The following is a 17,943-nucleotide window of genomic DNA, read 5'->3' on the forward strand; positions in this document are numbered from 1 at the left end:
CAATTTGAAGACTCAAAACTCATAACTCAAAACTCATAACTGAATTACGCGGCTTGGGCTTCGGCCTGGGTAGGTACAATGTTCATGAGCGAATCAAGACCCAGAATCTCAAATACGTTGAACACCTTCTCCTGCATGTTGAAGAACACCAGTTTCACGTCGGAGTCTTGCAGGCGTTGCAGGTGCGAGATAAAGACGCCCAGGCCCGCCGACGAAATGTAGCTCAGGCGTTGGCAGTCAATAAGTATCTTGCGGTAATTGGTAATTTCCGGCTTGTTGAGCTCGGCATCGAGCACAACGGCGGAGGAGGCGTCGAGCTCGCCGTCGAGCACGAGCGTGAGCGTATCGGCAGTGGGGTGCGTAGTTACTTTCATGGTAGGGGCCCATACGTAGGGCTAGGCGTGGGGTTGGGCCGCTTTGAATTTGATGACCAGCAGCGTCTGGTCGTCGTGCAGCGGCTGGCCCCGGCTGAACTCCTGCACATCGTGGCGCAGTTCCGCGTTGATTTCCTCGGCCGTTTGGTAAAAGCAGCGCTCCAGCATCTCGCGCAGGCGGTCCTCGCCGTACTCGTTGCCGTCGCCGTCGCGGGCCTCCACGATGCCGTCGGTATAAATCACCATCACGTCGCCGGGGTTGTAGTCCCAAAACTGGGTTTTTACGTGCTTCTCGTAGCCCGCATTGCGAATGATGCCCAGCCCCAGCCCCTCGGTGCGGAAGTAGCTGACCTCCTCCTGAATGGAATGGTAGTAGAGCGTGTGGCAGTGCCCGGCGCGGGCAAAGCTAAAGCCGCCAGCCTGGTAGTCAATCAGATAAAAAGCCGCCGTAATAAACGACGAGCGCTCGAGGCAGTGCGTGAGGGCCTCGTTGGCCTGCACCATAAAGCGGTGCGGGTCGGGGTAGCGCTCGCGCTCCTTCTTGGCCAGCGGGTTGGCCTGCATCAGGGCGTGGAAGATGCCCTTCATCTGGGCGGTGTGGAAGGCCGCCGTGACGCCCTTGCCCGACACGTCGCCGATGAGCACGGCCAGCTTCTGGCCCGGTAGGTGCAAAAAATCGTAGAAGTCGCCGCCCACTTCCTTAGCCGCCTGGGCGTAAGTTGCTACCTCAAACCAGTCGTCGGTGGGTAGCTGGCGCGGAATGAGGCGCTCCTGCACCAGCGCCGCGATGCGCAGCTCGTCCTGCGTGCGCTGGTTGACGAGCGCTTCCTGGGCCAGCTGGAGGTTTTCGAAGCTCAGCACCGTCTGGGCCGTGAAAGCGTGCAGAATGCTTAGTACTTCGGAATCAAAATTATACGGCTCCTTGCTCAGCAATACCAACGTGCCGTAGTCGTGCAGCTTGTTGTGCATTGGCAGCACTACCAGTGAGCTGTATTCGGGCAGGGCGGGGCCGTACTGCGAGCTGCGACGCAGGTCGCCCTCCAGTACCTCGGGCGCGCGGCTGGTGCCGGGCGGCATCAGGAGCGTGCCGAGGGTAGCCAGCTCGGCAAGCGAAAGCTGGTGCTGTAGGGGGGCCGCCAGCATAGTGCGGCCTTCGCCGCTGGTAGCGGGCAGCAGGGCAGCGGCATCGGCCTTGCCGGTTTGGATGGCCGAGCTGAAAAGTATCTGGTAAATCTCGGGGGCCGACTGCCCGCGCTGGATAATCTGGCTGAGCTGCTGCAAGCTCATTATTTCGGCTCGCCGCTCCTCAAATACCTTGGCCACGGGCAGGTTGAAGAGGGTAATCAGCAAGCCCGCCAGCGCGTAGAAGGTCGCAAAGAAGGAGTTAAAAGCCAAGAATGACGACTGCGTGGCCGGAACCAGCAATACGGGGTCGGCCTGCGCGCCGCGCAAGTACAGCAGAAAGCAAACCGTGAAGCCCAGAATACCGAGTTGAATCAGAATGGCCTGCCATTTCTCTTTCAGCGACAGGTAGGCTATCCAGCGCTGGTGGCCGCTGAGGTAGATGCCAAACAGCCCCAGCGCAATGCCGCAGCCCAGGCGCACGCCGTCGGGTATTTTCCAGGTAAAGAGCTGAAGCAGCAGCACTAGGCCCAGCAGTATCTCGAATACCGTCCACTCGCGGCGCAGCTTCGACCCGCCCCGGAAATTGACCAGCGAGCGCCAGGTGTACAGCGTTTGGGCCAGCATAATCATAAACAGCGCCAGCGCCACCGTGTACACCACCGCCCGCGTGGTGTCGCCCGGCAGCGGCAGCGTGTGGTGGCTGGCCAGCTGCTCGATGCTTACTAGCACACCCAGCCCGGCCGTGAGCCCCAGGCCGCGCAAGAAAAGCCGCCGCAACAAACCGATAAAATTCTGGCCGGCCAGCGGCTCGGGCTGCACCCGGGCATAAATGAAGACGAAGGCCGCGAAGCCGCCCTGGGCCAGCAGCAGCAGCCAGCGCGGCCAGTTGGCCGGCAGGCCCGGCAGGGGCTGTCCCTGGCTCAGGGTGCTTAGCAATAGCACTAGCCAGCACGCGCCGGCTGCAACTAAAAACCAAGCAGAAAGGCGAATTTTGGGCATAAGGCAAGGTAAAGTAAACCCCGTCGGCGCAAAATTCCTGCTTCCTTCCACTGGGCCGTTGGAAACGCAAAAATAACTCGGCACGCCCCATAAAGCCGCGTGGCTGCCTGCCTGGGCCGCCAAAGCTGGAGCTTACACATTGGTTGCGCTAGCTGATAAACAACCAGAAAAGCGTTGGCGCTGGCCAGTGTAGCGCCGCAATCGTACCCGCGTGGGAGGTGATTGCGGCGCTACGCTGGCCAGCGCCAACGCTTTTGCTAGCGTAGCCCGTGCTTAGCGGCTCGAATAGTTGGGCGCTTCGCGAGTAATCTGCACGTCGTGCGGGTGGCTTTCGCGTAGGCCAGCGCCCGTGATGCGCACAAACTGCGCGGCTTGCAGCGCCGCCAGGTCGGCGGCGCCCACGTAGCCCATGCCGGCGCGCAGGCCGCCCGCCATCTGGTACAGCACCTCGCTCACCGGGCCTTTAAACGGTACGCGGCCCACGATGCCCTCGGGCACGAGCTTCTTCACGTCGTCCTCGGCATCCTGGAAGTAGCGGTCCTTCGAGCCGTCTTCCATGGCCTCGACCGAGCCCATGCCGCGGTAGTTTTTGTATTTGCGGCCTTCGTAGATGATAAGCTCGCCCGGCGACTCATCGGTGCCCGCCAGCAGCGAGCCCACCATCACGGCGGCCGCGCCGCCGGCCAGCGCCTTCACGATATCGCCCGAGAACTTGATACCGCCATCGGCTACTACCGTGGCGTTGGTGCCGGCCACGCCCTTGGCGGCCTCCAGCACGGCCGACAATTGCGGCACGCCGATGCCCGCGATGATGCGGGTGGTGCAGATGGAGCCCGGGCCCACGCCCACCTTCACCACGTCGGCCCCGGCCTCGGCCAGGGCGCGGGCGCCGGCGGCGGTAGCCACGTTACCGGCCATCACGTCGAGGGTGGGGTACTGCTGCTTGATGAGGCGCACGGCGTCGAGCACGCCCTTGCTATGGCCGTGGGCAGTGTCGATGCTGATGAGGTCGACGCCGGCTTCCACGAGGGCGGCCACGCGCTGGGTCAGGTCGGCGGTTACGCCCACGGCGGCCCCGGCCAGCAGGCGGCCCTGCTCGTCTTTGCTGGCGTAGGGCGCGCGGCGGCGCTTGCGAATGTCCTTATACGTCATCAGGCCGGTGAGGCGGCCTTCGGCGTCGACCAGCGGCAGCTTGTCCACTTTGCGGTCTTGCAGCATTTCCTCGGCTACCTGGCGGTCGGTGCCGGCGGGGGCGGTCACGAGGCGCTCAAGCGGGGCCATCACGCTGGTCACGAGCGGCGTGAAGTCGCGCTCGAAGCGCAGGTCGCGGCTCGTGAGCAGGCCTACCAGGCGGCCGTCGGCTTCCACTATCGGAATGCCGCCGATTTTGTGCTTGCGCATCAGCTGCTGGGCTTCGGCCAGGGTAGCGGTGGGCGGCAGGGTGAAGGGGTCGAGGATAACCGCCGACTCGGAGCGCTTGACGCGGCGCACCTGGTCGGCCTGGGCCTTCACGCTCATGTTCTTATGGATGATGCCAAGGCCGCCTTCCTGGGCCAGCGCCACGGCCATGCTGGCCTCGGTCACGGTGTCCATCGCGGCCGAAATGAGGGGCAAATGCAGCCGGATGCGGGGGGTGAGCTGGGTGCCGGGGTCTACGTCGCGCGGAAGCACTTCCGAGTAGGCGGGCAGCAGCAGTACGTCGTCGTAGGTCAGGGCCTCGAAGGCGATTTTGGGGTTGGCGGGGTCGGCCATAGCAACAGGGGGTTTAGCAGAAAACCGTATTGCCGGACAAATATACGGCGCGCGGGGTCGATTGGCACCGCTCGCTTGTTAAGTTTAGGGCCGTGCCTGGGATTTCTGACTGATGCCCGTCATGCGGAGCGGAGCCGAAGCATGACGGGCATTAAGCAGCGACCAGAAACCCGCCCATCAGCCCGGCGTTTCGGCGCCCTCGCCCGCTGCGGGCCGGCCCTGGGCCGAGGAGTAGTGCCGGTGCAGCCAGCGGCTGAGGCCGCCGAGGCCGGGCATCAGCACGCGCTCGGTGATGTTGGCTTGGTCGAGCTTGTCGCGCACTTCCCACTTGAGGCTGGCCGGGATGCGAATGCGAAAAAACAGTTCGGGGTGCGCCGCCAGCCAGTGGTGCAGCACCGCCTCGGGCGTGCTCATCAGCGAAAACAGGGCGTACTGGTGCACGATGCGCGCATCGAGCGAAGGCGGCTCCAGAAACAGCACGAACGGTTCTTGCTGAAGCTCTTGCAGCGCCAGCAGCGAGGGCGCGGCCGGGGCCAGCAGCTCGGTAGTGAACACATTGGAGCCTTCGCGAGCCAGCACGCCCTGCAAGGCGGGCGGCAGCTGCTCGGCGGCCTTCACGTAGTTCAAGGCCCAAATGATGCCGTCTTGGTGGTAGGCGTGCAGGTCGTCGGTGGCAAAGTGCAAAGCCACGTAGGGCGAGTACGTCCAGTCGAGCAGGCGGGTGGGCAGGCCGTGGTGCTGGGCCAGCGCCAGCCAGTCCCACACGGTAGCGCTGGGCGGCGTGGTCGTGTCGCGGGCGTACTTGCGGAAGTTGCGCAGCAGGTGGTGCTCCAGCTCGTGGTAGTTGCCGCCCAGGCGCTGCAAGCTGGTGCTCAGCGTGTAGCCAAAGCTGCGCATGCCCCGGTACACAAACGGCGAGCGGTAGCGGCCGAGGCGCGCGTCCCAGGTTTCACGAAAAACCAGGTCTTGCAAATGCTGCCAGCTCTGGGCTTCAAAATCATTGTCGGGGTAGGAGAGGGGCGGGGCCATGCGGCCAATACGGGCCGGGGCTGGCCGGGGGTGCTCGCGTGCTCACGGTCTGCGCCAGCGTCTGGGGCGGTGGCCGGCCGCTGACCTATCGGCGCGTGTGCCTTATATAGACCTGTATGCCAGTACATAAAGCGCCGAAAAGGTCAAGCTGCCCACGCCACCTGCCGGTATCCCGCACGTAGTCCGTACATACCCGCATTTCGAGTGGGTAAACTACCAGATTAGCAGCGTTGCATGCCGCAGGCGGAGGACATCGGTATTTATTTTGGTTACGTAAATTTAGCTTATCGTTAAGTCCAGTTATCAAATTATTAAAAATGGGTACTTCTGATTATGCGGCGGCGGGGCCCGGCGCGGCGGGCGCGAGCCCGTCCGGTCCGTTTTTGAGCAAAAGCGACATCCTGCGCCGCAACAACGTCCGCCTCATGGGGCAGGGCCCGCGCACGCTGGTGCTGTGCAATGGCTTTGGCTACAACCAGCGCCTGTGGCACCACCTGGCGCCCGCGCTGGCCGCGCAGCACCGGGTAGTGCTCTTCGACCACGTGGGCTCGGGCGAGTCAAACCGCCAGGCGTATGACCCGCAGAAATACGACAGCCTGCAAGGCTACGCCCACGACCTCATCGAGATATGCGCAGCCCTGGAACTGCGCGAGGCGGTGCTCATCGGGCACTCGGTGGGGGCCATTATCGCGCTGCTGGCCGCCAGCGCCGCCCCGCGGTATTTTGGCCGGGTAGTGCTGCTCACGCCCTCGCCGTGCTACGTCAACGAGCCCGGCTACTACGGCGGCTTCGAGCGCGAAAACCTGCAACAGGTGCTTGAATCTATGCAGGCCGACTACCACCGCTGGGCCTACCAGTTTGCCGACCTCATCATGGGCGATGCCAACTCGCCCGTACTGAGCGAGGAGCTGGGCCAGCACTTTGGGCAGGCCGATGCGGCTATTGCCCAGCAGTTTGCGCGGGTTACTTTTTTCTCCGACAACCGGCCCGACGTGCCCCGGCTGCACCTGCCCACGCTGGTAGTGCTGTGCCGCGAAGACGTGGTGGCTCCCGCCGAAGTAGGGCACTACCTGCTTGCCCACCTGCCCCAGGCCCGGCTGGTCACGCTGCGCACCACCGGCCACTGCCCGCATCTTAGCGCCCCGCTCGAAACGCTGGCCGCTATCCAAAGTTTTATAAGTTAAGCGCCTTAGCCAAGCCTATGCTGCGGGCAGCCGCAAAGCGGCGTCATGTTGGTAGCGGCATTGCTATTTTGAAAGAACCGAGCCGCAAAGCGGCGACACCAGTTGCCAGGGTGCCGCCGCTTTGCAACTCAAATTTATTTGGCCGGATATTTCGGCTACCAACATGCCGCCGCTTTGCGGCTGGCTTACAAGGTGGCTTGCAAGAACCGGTGGGCGGCTAGCTCGGGAAGTCGGCCCCGTTGCCGATGTGGGCGTACTGCTCCACTTCCTTGGTAATGCTGGCAAACTTGTCGAGCGCGCCCTTCACGGCAGCTTTGCCTAGCGGCAAGTGCAGCGGCGGGTTTTCCATGCGCACCAGGTCAAACATGGCCTGCGCGGCGCGCTCGGGGTCGCCGGGCTGCTGCCCGCTGTAGCCCTGAATGTCGGCCATGTTCTTGCCCGCCGTGGGGCGGTAGTCCTCAATGGCCGGCTCCGTAAACGTGGCCGAGCGCCCCGCCCAGTCGGTGCGGAAGCCGCTGGGCTCCACGTTGGTGACGCGGATGCCCAGCGGGGCTACTTGCAGGGCCAGGCTTTCGCCGATGCCTTCGAGCGCGAACTTCGAGCCGTTGTAGATGCCGACGCCCGGAAACGCCCGCAGCCCGCCGATGCTCGTGATGTTGAGGATGTGGCCGCTCCGGCGCTCGCGCAGGTGCGGCAGCACCGCCCGCAGCACCCGCAGCGGCCCAAACACGTTGATGTCGAACTGCCGCTGCACCTCGGCGTCGCTCACCTCTTCGATGGGCCCCATTGAGCCGTAGCCCGCGTTGTTCACCACCACATCGATAGAGCCCAGCGCCTCGATGGCGGCGGCCACGGCGCGCTGCACGGCCGCTTCGTCGGCTACGTCGGCCACTAGGCCGCGGCCGTTTTCGCCCGCTTTCTGCGAGAACTCGTCGGCCTGAGCCTGCTGCCGGAAGGTGGCGGCTACTTTGTCGCCCTGGGCAAGGGCCAGCTCGGCCAGGTGCTTGCCAAAGCCAGTGCTGACGCCGGTGATAAACCAATTTTTAGCCATAATGAAAAAAAGCTACTGCCTGAAATGAGCAGGTGCTAACGCATAACCCCGGCCGAGGTTGGTGGGCGGGCCAGGGCAGGGTTACGCCCCGGCCTTCGGGTCGCCAGCGGCCCCCGGCCAGGCCGCAAAAGCCTCCGCCACTCGGACAGTGTTTGCTAGCTTTTAGCGAGGCAGATGAGCTGTCCGGCGACTTATTCGAAAAAGTAGCGGGCCGGATTAGTGGCGAAGGATAGTGAATGCGTAATTTTGCAGCAGACAATTAGTTCAAGCCCTTGGCAGTGCAGGTTCAACAGCCCGGCACGCGCCCTAAAAAGGACAAGAGCTGCTTGTTCTAGAAACAGGAAAAGGAAAAGTTGGATTGCCCACTCCCTTTTAGGGGTGGGTAATTTTATGCCCAATAAGTTTGGCCGGGGCGCGCAAAAAGCCACCCATTAGAGCAGCTACTTGGGTCAGCTATGAGGCCAGGAAACAGCCTGCCCGCGCTACCGCAGAATATACCTGCGCAACTTTTTTTGTGCCTTTTTTTGAACCCGTTGTACCAGCATGATGGGTTTTAGGACGCGCCGAGGCGCTTTTTGGTGAGTTTGGTGGGCACGTGCTCCATGGGCTTATCAGGCCACGGATGCTTGGGGTAGCGCCCCTTCAGGTCTTTGCGCACCTCAAAGTAGCCTTTTTCCCAGAAGCTGCGCAAATCGCGCGTGACCTGCGCCGGCCGCCCGCCCGGCGACAGCAGGTGCAACAGCAGCGGCACGCGCCCGCCCGCCACCGTCGGCGTTTCGGTGAGGCCAAAGAGTTCCTGCAACTTCACGGCGAGCACCGGCGCGGCTGGGTCGCTATAATCCAAGGTGATGTGCGAGCCACTGGGCACCTCCAGCGTGGCCGGGGCCAGGCGGTCGAGCTCTTGGCGCTGCGCCCAGCCGCCCGGCAGCCGCGCCAGCAGCGCCTCCGGGAGGTCGAGGCGCTGCACCTGGTCGAGGCTCTTGAGGCCCGCCAGGTGCGGCCCCAGCCACTCGGGCAAGTCGGCTAGCAAGGCTTCATCATCAAAAGCCGGCCACTGCTCGCCGCCGATAAGCTGGTGCAGAAACGCCAGTCGCTCGCGCAGCAGCTGCGCGCCGTCCGTCCAGTTTAGCTTGCTCAGGCCCGCCTCTTGCAAGTAGCCCAGTAGCGCTTGCGCTACCAATGCCGCGTCGGGCTGGCCGATGGGGCTTTCGGAGAGCAGGAGCGCACCCAGGCGGCGCACGCGGCGGCCGGCTACGCGCCCGGCGGCGGAGTCGTAGCGCACTTCTTCGGTAGTCGTTATTTGCTCCGCAAAAGCTGTTTCCAGTTCCTCTTTATCGAGCGGGGCGGCCAGCGTAGCGCGTGGCGCGGCGGCCGTGCCCGCCAGGTAGGCCACCGCAAAAAACTGTGCCTGCGGGTCTACGTCCTCGGTTTTGAGGCTCACGCGCTGCCCGGTCACGAGGCGCAGGCGGTCGGGGGCTTCGCGCTGGGCCAGCCGGTCGGGGTAGGCCAGCGCGGTGAGCAGGCCGATGGGTGAGTTAGCGAAGGAGTGAGTTGGCGAATTGCTTTTGGCTACACCCGCGCGGCTTTGCAGGTGGCGGGCCACGTCGCGCACGCGCTGCAAGGTGGCGTGGTGCAGGGCCAGGCCGGGCAGCGGCGGCCGGCCGTTGGCCAGGGCTTCGAGGCGCAGGCGCAAGTCGGGCGGCAGGGGACGCGGGTCATTGGGCGTGGCCCAGCGCAGCAGGTCGCGCTCGCCGAGCAGGGCGGCCAGCGCGGCGGCGGCCGGGCCGTGGCCCAGCGCGGTGCCGCGCACCACGAGGTGCCCCAGGCGCGGCGGCAAGCCTAGTTTGGCGAGCTGGCGGCCGTGGGGTGTTGAGTTAAGAGTTAAGAGTTGAGAATTAAGAGTTGAGGGGTCATAGCCATTAATACCAGCTACTTCGCTTGCCAGGCCTGATGCCGCTTTTTTAACTCTTAACTCATCACTCTTAACTCTTAACTCCAAAGCCCCCAGCCGCACCAGCAGCTCGCGGGCCTGGGCCACGGCTGCCGTGGGCGGCACGTCGAGCCAGCGCAGGCTACTCGGGTCATTCGCTCCCCACAGCGCCAGTTCCAGTACCAAGCCGCTGAGGTCGGCAGTGTGGATTTCGGGCGGGCGGTGGGCGGGCAGCTGGTGCTGCTCGGCCTCGGTCCAGAGGCGGTAGCAGGTGCCGGGCGCGAGGCGGCCGGCGCGGCCCCGGCGCTGGTCGGCGGCGGCGCGGGCCACGGGCACGGTTTCGAGGGTAGTGAAGCCGGTGCGCGCGATAAAGCGCGGCACCCGCGCAAAGCCGCCATCTACTACCACCCGCACGCCCTCAATGGTGAGGCTGGTTTCGGCGATGCTGGTGGCCAGAATGACTTTGCGGCGGCCGGGCGCGGCGGGGCGCAGGGCGGCGTCCTGGGCTTCGAGCGGCAGCTCGCCGTGTAGCAGGTGCAGGTCGGTATTCGGGGGTAGCGTGTCGCCGAGCTTTCTATCCACGCGCTGCAAATCGGCTACGCCGGGTAGGAATACCAGCACGTCGCCGTCGTGCCGGGTTAGCGCCTCGCGCACCTGCGCGGGCACCAGTTCGGCCAGTCGCTCGCTGGGCTTATTGGACAGGGCGGCGGCGCGGCGCGGGTCGAGGTAATGGGTTTCGATAGGAAACAAAAAGCCCGCCGACGACACCACCGGCGCGGGCAGCCACTGCCCCAGCCGCTGCGCCTCCAAGGTGGCCGACATCAGCAGGATGCGCAGCTCGGGCCGTAGCACGGCCTGGGCATCCAGGGCCAGCGCCAAACCCAGGTCGGCGTTCAGGCTACGCTCGTGAAACTCGTCGAATACCACGCAGGCCACGTCTTCCAGCGCTGGGTCGTCCTGTATCATGCGCGTCAGGATGCCCTCGGTAATAACCTCAATAATCGTGTCTTTCGAGACCTTGCTGTCGAGGCGCACGCGGTAGCCCACGGTGCGGCCCACGGGCTCGCCCAGCAGCTGCGCCAGGCGGGCGGCGGCGGCGCGGGCGGCCAGCTGGCGGGGCTCCAGCACCAGGATTTTTTGGGTGGGCTCGCGCCAGGTGGCGGCCAGTAGGGCCAGCGGCACCACGGTGGTTTTGCCCGCGCCGGGCGGCGCTTCGAGCACGGCGCGGGGCGAGGCATCGAGGGCGGCCAGCAGCTCGGGCAGGGCCGCTACTACGGGCAGCTTTAGGTCATTTAACATTTAACAATTATCATTTAACAACCTGATTTGTGATTGTTAATGAGTAATTTAAATTATCAGAAAGTCGTAAAAATAGTTATCGCCCTTAGTTCAGCTCTCCGCTTTTGAGCAGCTGTTAAATGTTAATTGATAAATGTTAAATGACTCACACCCGCTGCAAGGGCCACAAATCGACGTGCAGCGGGCCGCCAGCGTGCAGCAGCGGCGCGCCCTCGGGCGTGGGCAGGCCGTGCTGCTCAATCAAATCGGACTTGAAATCGAGCAGCCGCGCCGCCCGCAGCGGCCACGACTGGTGCGCAATGCGGCCCCGGTAGAGCTTGCCGCCGCGGCCCGGCCCCTGCCCGCCGGCCGCGTAGAGGCAGTAGCGCTCGGTGAGAAAAAAGGTGAGCGAATCGGGCTCGGCGGGGGGCAGGCGGTCGCCCAGCTCCCAGGTGGCGGCAAACTCAGCGTCGGGTGCGCCGTTGTGGGCGCGGTGGCCCACGTAGCGCAGCTGCTCGGGCGTGGGTTGGGTAAGGCTGAGGCTGGCCCGGAAATAGGGCAGGTGGAAAAACGTGCGCGCCGCCCACACGGCCAGCGCGTTGGTAGCATCGAGCGAGAAAAACCACACGCCGGGCACCCCGTCGAGGTGCACGTAGGTGCGCACGTTCAACTCCAGAAACTCGCGCACGCCGGGCACGGGCGGCGTCACGCGGCTGCGCACGTTCCACATCCGAAACGGCACGATGCCCAGCCAGGCCGTGCCGCCGTGGGTATCTACTTGCAGGCGCGGCGGCAGGTGCGGCTGGATTACCTCGGCCGGTATCGGCCAGTGCATGAAGAGCAGGTCGCCCCAGTCCTGGTGCATCAGCGGGTGGCCGGCGGGGCGCTCGCGCTGGGCCAGGCGGTCGGCGAGGGTGGGGGCGTTGTTAGTGCTTGGTGCTTGGTGCATAGTACATAGGTCCTGAATGGATAATCTGAGTATTTATAAGCACTAGATACTAAGCTAGGCACCAAGCACTAAGCGCTAAGCACCAAACTAATACACCGGCACCGACGCATCGACCTCGCGGCTCCAGGCATCGATGCCACCCTTCAAGTTAAGCAAATTCTGGCGGCCCAGGCGGTGCTGCAAGTAGCCCAGCGCCTGCGCCGAGCGCACGCCGTGGTGGCAAATGAGCACCACCGGCCCCTCGGCCCGAATTTCGGCCGCCCGGCGCGGCACCTCGCCCAGCGGGATGAGCACGCTGCCCGCGATGCGGCAGTAGGCGTATTCCATTTCCTCGCGCACGTCGACGAGCTGAATGTCTTCGCCGGCAGCCAGGCGGGCGTGCAGGGCGGCGGGGGTTAGGTCGGGTAGCATCCGGCAAAAGTACCCGGCCGGGCTACCTTGCGCGGCTTTTCAGGCTTTTTGCTCATGCTGCTTTTTGCGTTTTCGGAGGTGCAGGCGATGGTGGCGCAGGCCCTGCGCGGCACCACCCCGCTCGAATGGGTAGCCGTGCTCACGGGCTTTGCCTGCGTGTGGCTGGCGGCCCGCGAGTCGCTCTGGAATTTTCCCATTGCCATCATCAGCTGCGTGCTGTACATCGTCATTTATTACCAAAAAGCGCTGTACGCCGACAGCGGCTTGCAGGTGATGTTCATTGCCCTTAGCGCCTACGGCTGGTACGAATGGCTCTACGGCGGCCGGGGCCAGACGCCGCTGGCCATCACGCATACCACGGCCGCCGAGTGGGGCACAGGGGCGGCGTTTATCACCGTCTTCACGGCGGGCTTTGGCTACTACCTGGCCCACCACACCGATTCGTCGTTTCCGTACCTCGACAGCTTCACCACGGGCACCAGCCTGGTAGCGCAGTTCTTACTGATGCGCAAGCGCCTCGAAAACTGGTGGCTGTGGCTCTTAGTTGATGTTATCTACGTGCCCGTGCTGTGGGTCAAGGAGCTGTACCCGACCAGCTTGCTGTATGCGCTGTACCTGGGGCTGGCCGCCTACGGCTACTGGCAATGGCGGCAGCAGTGGCTGAAAGAGCAGGCTAGCCCGGCCGCGCCCCTGGCCTCCTAAGCTATGCAGCGCATCTCCCTCACCGGCCCCGAATCGGCGGGCAAGTCGTCGCTGGCCGCGCAGCTGGCCGCGCACTACGGCACCGCCTGGGTGCCCGAATACGCCCGCGCCTATCTCGAAGCCCACGGCCCGGCCTACGCCCTGCCCGACCTCGAAGCCATCGCCCGCGGCCAGCTCGCCGCCGAGGATGCACCGGCTACTCAGGCTGCGGGCTTGCTGTTTTGTGATACCGATTTGCTGGTCGTTAAAATATGGGCCGAAAATGCCTTTGGCACCTGCCCGGCCTGGGTGTTGGCCGAGCTAGCCAAGCCGCGCTATGCCCTCACGCTGCTGCTCGCGCCCGACCTGCCCTGGGCACCCGACCCGCTGCGCGAACACCCTGACCCGGCCCAGCGCTGGCATTTTTACGAGCTGTACCGGGCTGAGCTGGTGGGTAGAGGTTGGCAGTTTGCGGAAATAAGCGGGCTGCCCAATGAGCGGCTGGCGCAGGCGCTGGTGGCGGTCGAACGTGTGCGGTAAGCTTTAGCTTGCCGTTTGTAGGGTAAGCTTTAGCTTGCCATACTTGCGTAAACAAAGCAAGTGTTTTCACAAAATGGCAAGCTGAAGCTTACCGCACATCCTATACTGGCAAGCTAAAGCTTACCCTACAACATGACCTACTCCCTCCAAAACGACCAGTGCCGCGTGCAAGTCAACTCGCACGGGGCCGAACTCGCCAGCTTGCAGCGTCGCGACCTGGGCGACCTCGAATACCTCTGGCAGGCCGACCCCGCGCAGTGGGGCCGCCACGCGCCGCTGCTATTCCCGATAGTGGGTCGGCTGCCCGAAGATAGCTATCTCTACAATGGCAAGGCGTACAAGCTGCCGCAGCACGGCTTCGCCCGCGACCAGGAGTTTCAGCTCATCCACGAAGAAAAAACACAGCTCGTGTTTCAGCTTATGGCCAGCCCGGCCAGTAAAGCCGTGTTTCCGTTCGAGTTTGAGCTGCGCGTGATTTATGAACTTCACGGCACTACCCTCACCGTGGGCTGGAAGGTGCGCAACCCCGCCGCCGCGCCGCACGAGCTGCTGTTCAGCATCGGGGCGCACCCGGCGTTTCGGTGCCCGCTGCTGCCGGGCGAGGCGTTTGAGGACTATTACTTTGCCTTCGACCACCCCGTGCAGCTTCAGCGCCACTTGCTGCAAGGTGGCCTGCGCACGGGCGAAACCCAGCCCGTGCCCCTTGCCAATAGCAACACCGAGCTGCCGCTGACCGGCGAGCTATTCGCCGACGACGCGCTGGTTTTCAGCCACTACGATTTCACGCGCCTCACCCTGCGCTCGCGCCGTTCGGAGCGCGCCGTGCGGATGAGCTTTCCGGGCTTTCCCTACCTCGGCCTCTGGACCAAGAGCGCGCAGGCGGGCTTCGTGTGCATCGAGCCGTGGCAGGGCGTGGCCAGCGCCGTGGGCGCACCCGGCGAGCTGGCCGATAAGGAAGGCATTATTGTGCTGCCGCCGAGTATGGAGTTTCACACCGCTTATACCATTGAGGCGCTGTAGCGCAAGCTTTAGCTTGCGAGCGAGCACAGCGAGCAGGGCGTGAGCGAACGTTTGTTCGGCGCGGCTGCTCGCTGCGCTCGCTCGCAAGCTAAAGCTTACGCTACACTGAAAATTACTCGCTAGTGCAGCACGCGCCGCCGGTTGTACTCCGGCTCCCAGTCGCTGATGGGGCGCGAGATGCCGGGCGGCAGGTCGAGGTCGGGCAGGCCGGGGTCGGAGGGCTCGCCGCCGCCATCGTCGCCGCCCGAGGGTGGGGGCGGCGGGGGCACGGCCCGGCGCTTGGGCACTACCAGAAAAAAGATGAAAACAGCCAGCAGAAATACGGCGCAGAGAAGCTGGTGCATAGCGGTAGAAACGTAACTGGCTGAATAAAACCAAGTGGGTGGGACTACCCGGAAGACGCGAAAAAAGGGCGGCGCGTTGCAGGCCTTTTGCAGTCAGCTAAGATAGCTGACCGCCAAGTAATGACCTAACAAACCAAGGCCCAGCCGGCAAGTTTAGTAGGCGGTAATATGGCCAGCTGGCCCGTGCCCACCGGGGCGGCTCGCCAGGCGGCAAAATGTCCTCTTTGCTCTGGCCAGAATGCCGCGCCGGGCGCTTGCCGTATCTTTGCGGTGTGTTTAGGGGTGCTGGCTGAGAAAATCGGCTGGCTGAGATTACACCCATTGAACCGGAACCGGGTAATGCCGGCGTCGGGAACGACCAAATCCGCGAACGATTTTGCCTGTGCGCTGACCCCTGGGGCGCGGGCGCGTGCTGTTTTTTCGAGTTTAGTTGTTGAAAACTATCCGCATTACGGGCTTGGCGCTGCTGGCGCTGGCCGCCGCCCCGGCGTGGGCGCAAGGCCCCGTGGTGGGCACCATCACCGATGCCCGCACGGGCGAGGCGCTGCCCGGCGCTACCATTCTGCTCGATGGCGCGGCCATCGGCACCACCAATCCGGCCGGGGCTTTCCAACTGGCGGCCGTGCCGGCCGGGGCGCACGAGCTGCGCATCACGTTCCTGGGTTACGAGCCACTGGTGCGCCAGGTGCGCGGGCAGGCTGCTGAGCAACAAATATCTATGGGCTTGCAGCCGGGCGGCGTGCTCACGGGCGAAGCCCTGATAACGGCCCAGCGCGCCAGCGACCGCACGGCCACCGCCTACACCAACCTTAGCAAGCAGGACCTGGGCAAGCGCAACTTCGGCCAGGATTTGCCCTACCTGCTCGACCAGACACCCTCGGCCGTGGCCTCGTCCGACGCCGGGGCGGGCGTGGGCTACACCAACCTGCGCATCCGGGGCATCGACGGCACGGGCATCAACACTACCGTCAACGGCATTCCGCTCAACGACCCGGAGAGCCACGGCTCTTTCCTGGTGAATCTGCCCGATTTGGCGTCGTCCGTAAACAGCCTGCAAGTGCAGCGCGGCGTGGGCACCAGCCAGAACGGCAGCGCCGCCTTCGGGGCCAGCCTCAACATTTCGACGCTCGACAACCGCCGCGAAGCTTATGCCGAAACCCAGAACAGCTACGGCTCTTTCAAGACCTGGAAAAACAACGTGAGCTTCGGCACCGGGCTGGTGGGCAAGTACTTCACGTTTGATGGGCGCTTGTCGCGCATCAGCAGCGATGGCTACATGAACCGGGCTTCGTCCGATTTGAAGTCGTATTACTTCGCGGCGGGCTTTCAGAAGAATAACACGCTGCTGAAATTCATCACTTTCTCGGGGCGCGAAAAAACCTACCAGGCCTGGAACGGCGTGCCCGAGCCCGCCCTCACCGGCGACCGCGCCCTGCTGCAAACCTTCGTGGACAACGAGGAGCTGACGCCCGCGCAGGCCGCCCGCGCCCTCAGCGAAGGCCGCCGCTACAGCTCCTACACTTACGACAACCAAACCGATAACTACCAGCAAAACCACTACCAGCTGCACCTCTCGCAGAACCTGGGCGAAAGCTGGACGCTCGGCGCGGCGCTGCACCTCACCCGCGGCTTTGGCTACTACGAAAGCTACCGCACGCGCCGCCGGTTTGAAAACTACGGCCTGCCCAACGTGGTGGTGGGCAATACTACGCTCCTGCGCACCGACCTCATCGACCGCAAGTGGCTCGATAACTACTTCTACGGCGGCACCTTCGCCCTCAACTACCAGCCCAAGGGCAACGATAAGCTGCAAGCCTCGCTGGGCGGCGGCTGGAATAAATTCGACAACGACCACTACGGCGAAATCATCTGGGCGCAGTACGCGGGCCTCAGCTTTCCGGGCCAGCGCTACTACGACAACACGGCCCGCAAAACCGACTTCAACGCCTACGCCCGCGCCACCTACCAGGCGCTGCCCTGGCTGGGTTTTTATGCCGACGCGCAGGTACGGCGCATCCGGTACGCCATCGGGGGCATCGAGCAAATCAGCAGCAGTGCCCGGCTGGTGCCGGTAAGTACGGCCGTCGATTACACCTTTTTCAACCCCAAGGCCGGCGCTACCGTGACCTTGCCGCACGGGCAGCAGCTCTACGCCAGCTTTGCGGTGGGCCACCGCGAACCGGTGCGGTCTGACTTCACCGACCGCGCCGGCGGCAGCCCCGCCACCCAGGCCGAGCGCCTGCTCGACTGGGAGGGCGGCTACCGCTTCACCCGCGCCGACCTCGATTTTCTGGGGGCTAATACCGCCGTGCGCGTCGAGGCCAACGGCTTTTACATGAGCTACCGCGACCAGCTCGTGAACACCGGCCAGCTCAACGACGTGGGCACCGCCCTGCGCGCCAACGTGGCCCGCAGCTACCGCCGGGGCGTCGAGCTCACGGGCTTCGTGTCGGCGGGTGAGAAAATCAGCCTCAGCAGCACGCTCACCCTCAGCCAGAACCGCATTCTGGACTACCGCGCCGTGACGTATGACGCCAACTATAGCCCCGTAGTGGCCGCCGAAGGCCGCACTACCAACATTTCCTACTCGCCCGCCGTGGTGTCGGCCCACACCCTCGAAGGCCAGCCCCTGGGCGGCCTGCGCCTGGCGCTGCTGCTCAAAACTGTGGGCCGCCAGTACCTCGACAACACCACCAACGACTACCGCAGCCTGCCCGGCTACGGCGTGCTCGACCTGCGCCTGCGCTACGCCCTGCACCCCAAGTTTATGAAGGAAATCGAGCTGGCCGTGCTGGTTAATAATCTGCTCAGCCGCGAGTACTCGGCCAATGGCTACACCTACGGCTACGTGGGTGCCAGCGGCAACCCGGAAACTTTCAACTGGTATTTTCCGCAGGCCAAGCGCAATTTCCTGGCGTCGGTCAATCTGCGGTTTTAGCAGATTCACCCCACCCCCGGCCCCTCCCCTCCGGGAGAGGGGAGCCAGATGAGTTTTGAGTTCTAAGTTTTGAGTTAAGAGTTCGGCAACTCAAAATTTAGAACTCAAAACTCTCAACTCAATGATAGGCTCCCCTCTCCCAGAGGGGAGGGGCCGGGGGTGGGGTAATCGCACCAGGGCTGCCATTTAAAACCTGGCGCGGGGTAGGGCTGTATCTTCACGTATACAGCGCTCGCCGCTTGCCTTTTTATGCTTCGTTTTCTCCTGCTACTGCTGGCTGCGTTGGGGCTGGCCGGCCCCGCCGCCGCCCGCCCCGCGCCGCCCCCCCCGCTCACCAT

The 17,943-nt window shown here is 64.1% G+C and carries 14 protein-coding genes; 5 read left to right on the plus strand and 9 right to left on the minus strand.

The window, feature by feature from the left end; all coding sequences use genetic code 11:
- Nucleotides 1-44 precede the first annotated feature (44 nt).
- The 4 genes from VFO93_RS19825 to VFO93_RS19840 form a co-directional block, all read right to left on the minus strand.
- A complete protein-coding gene (locus VFO93_RS19825; RefSeq protein WP_325136129.1) occupies nucleotides 45-374 on the minus strand; it encodes an STAS domain-containing protein in 330 nt (109 codons plus the stop codon).
- Nucleotides 375-395: 21 nt separating this feature from the next.
- A complete protein-coding gene (locus tag VFO93_RS19830; RefSeq protein WP_325136130.1) occupies nucleotides 396-2,498 on the minus strand; it encodes a PP2C family protein-serine/threonine phosphatase in 2,103 nt (700 codons plus the stop codon).
- A gap of 273 nt (nucleotides 2,499-2,771) precedes the next feature.
- The gene (guaB, locus tag VFO93_RS19835) at nucleotides 2,772-4,250 is read right to left on the minus strand and encodes an IMP dehydrogenase (protein WP_325136131.1); all 1,479 of its coding nucleotides are present in this window, start codon (nucleotides 4,248-4,250) and stop codon (nucleotides 2,772-2,774) included.
- Between the two features lie 177 nt (nucleotides 4,251-4,427).
- Nucleotides 4,428-5,279, minus strand: coding sequence for an FRG domain-containing protein (locus VFO93_RS19840; protein WP_325136132.1), 852 nt, complete (start codon nucleotides 5,277-5,279; stop codon nucleotides 4,428-4,430).
- A gap of 317 nt (nucleotides 5,280-5,596) precedes the next feature.
- On the opposite strand from VFO93_RS19840, the gene VFO93_RS19845 reads away from it, so the two are divergent.
- Nucleotides 5,597-6,463 carry an alpha/beta hydrolase gene (locus VFO93_RS19845; protein ID WP_325136133.1) on the plus strand — a complete coding sequence of 289 codons (867 nt, stop codon included), beginning with the start codon at nucleotides 5,597-5,599 and terminating at the stop codon, nucleotides 6,461-6,463.
- Nucleotides 6,464-6,680: 217 nt separating this feature from the next.
- Here the strand turns inward: VFO93_RS19845 and VFO93_RS19850 are convergent, their stop codons facing one another.
- The 4 genes from VFO93_RS19850 to VFO93_RS19865 form a co-directional block, all read right to left on the minus strand.
- Nucleotides 6,681-7,514, minus strand: a complete 834-nt coding sequence (locus VFO93_RS19850; protein WP_325136134.1) for an oxidoreductase — start codon at nucleotides 7,512-7,514, stop codon at nucleotides 6,681-6,683.
- A 553-nt stretch (nucleotides 7,515-8,067) separates the two neighbouring features.
- On the minus strand, nucleotides 8,068-10,743 hold the full coding sequence (gene hrpB / locus VFO93_RS19855) for an ATP-dependent helicase HrpB (RefSeq protein WP_325136135.1): 2,676 nt from the start codon (nucleotides 10,741-10,743) through the stop codon (nucleotides 8,068-8,070).
- 145 nt (nucleotides 10,744-10,888) lie between these two features.
- Nucleotides 10,889-11,671 carry a DUF2071 domain-containing protein gene (locus VFO93_RS19860; protein ID WP_325136136.1) on the minus strand — a complete coding sequence of 261 codons (783 nt, stop codon included), beginning with the start codon at nucleotides 11,669-11,671 and terminating at the stop codon, nucleotides 10,889-10,891.
- Nucleotides 11,672-11,758: 87 nt separating this feature from the next.
- The gene (locus VFO93_RS19865) at nucleotides 11,759-12,082 is read right to left on the minus strand and encodes a rhodanese-like domain-containing protein (RefSeq protein WP_325136137.1); all 324 of its coding nucleotides are present in this window, start codon (nucleotides 12,080-12,082) and stop codon (nucleotides 11,759-11,761) included.
- A 54-nt stretch (nucleotides 12,083-12,136) separates the two neighbouring features.
- Here VFO93_RS19865 and pnuC point away from each other — a divergent pair, with 54 nt between their 5' ends.
- From pnuC to VFO93_RS19880, 3 genes are all read left to right on the plus strand, one after another.
- Nucleotides 12,137-12,784, plus strand: a complete 648-nt coding sequence (gene pnuC, locus VFO93_RS19870; RefSeq protein WP_325136138.1) for a nicotinamide riboside transporter PnuC — start codon at nucleotides 12,137-12,139, stop codon at nucleotides 12,782-12,784.
- A 3-nt stretch (nucleotides 12,785-12,787) separates the two neighbouring features.
- Nucleotides 12,788-13,303 (plus strand): ATP-binding protein, encoded by a 516-nt coding sequence (locus VFO93_RS19875; RefSeq protein WP_325136139.1) that lies wholly within the window; start codon nucleotides 12,788-12,790, stop codon nucleotides 13,301-13,303.
- Between the two features lie 132 nt (nucleotides 13,304-13,435).
- Nucleotides 13,436-14,323: an aldose 1-epimerase family protein gene (locus VFO93_RS19880; RefSeq protein ID WP_325136140.1), complete on the plus strand. Its 888-nt coding sequence runs from the start codon at nucleotides 13,436-13,438 to the stop codon at nucleotides 14,321-14,323.
- Between the two features lie 119 nt (nucleotides 14,324-14,442).
- Here the strand turns inward: VFO93_RS19880 and VFO93_RS19885 are convergent, their stop codons facing one another.
- Nucleotides 14,443-14,667 carry a hypothetical protein gene (locus tag VFO93_RS19885; RefSeq protein ID WP_325136141.1) on the minus strand — a complete coding sequence of 75 codons (225 nt, stop codon included), beginning with the start codon at nucleotides 14,665-14,667 and terminating at the stop codon, nucleotides 14,443-14,445.
- A 433-nt stretch (nucleotides 14,668-15,100) separates the two neighbouring features.
- On the opposite strand from VFO93_RS19885, the gene VFO93_RS19890 reads away from it, so the two are divergent.
- On the plus strand, nucleotides 15,101-17,605 hold the full coding sequence (locus tag VFO93_RS19890) for a TonB-dependent receptor (RefSeq protein ID WP_325136142.1): 2,505 nt from the start codon (nucleotides 15,101-15,103) through the stop codon (nucleotides 17,603-17,605).
- Nucleotides 17,606-17,943 lie beyond the last annotated feature (338 nt).

The organism is Hymenobacter sp., from assembly GCF_035709525.1.
Taxonomy (GTDB): Bacteria; Bacteroidota; Bacteroidia; order Cytophagales; family Hymenobacteraceae; genus Hymenobacter.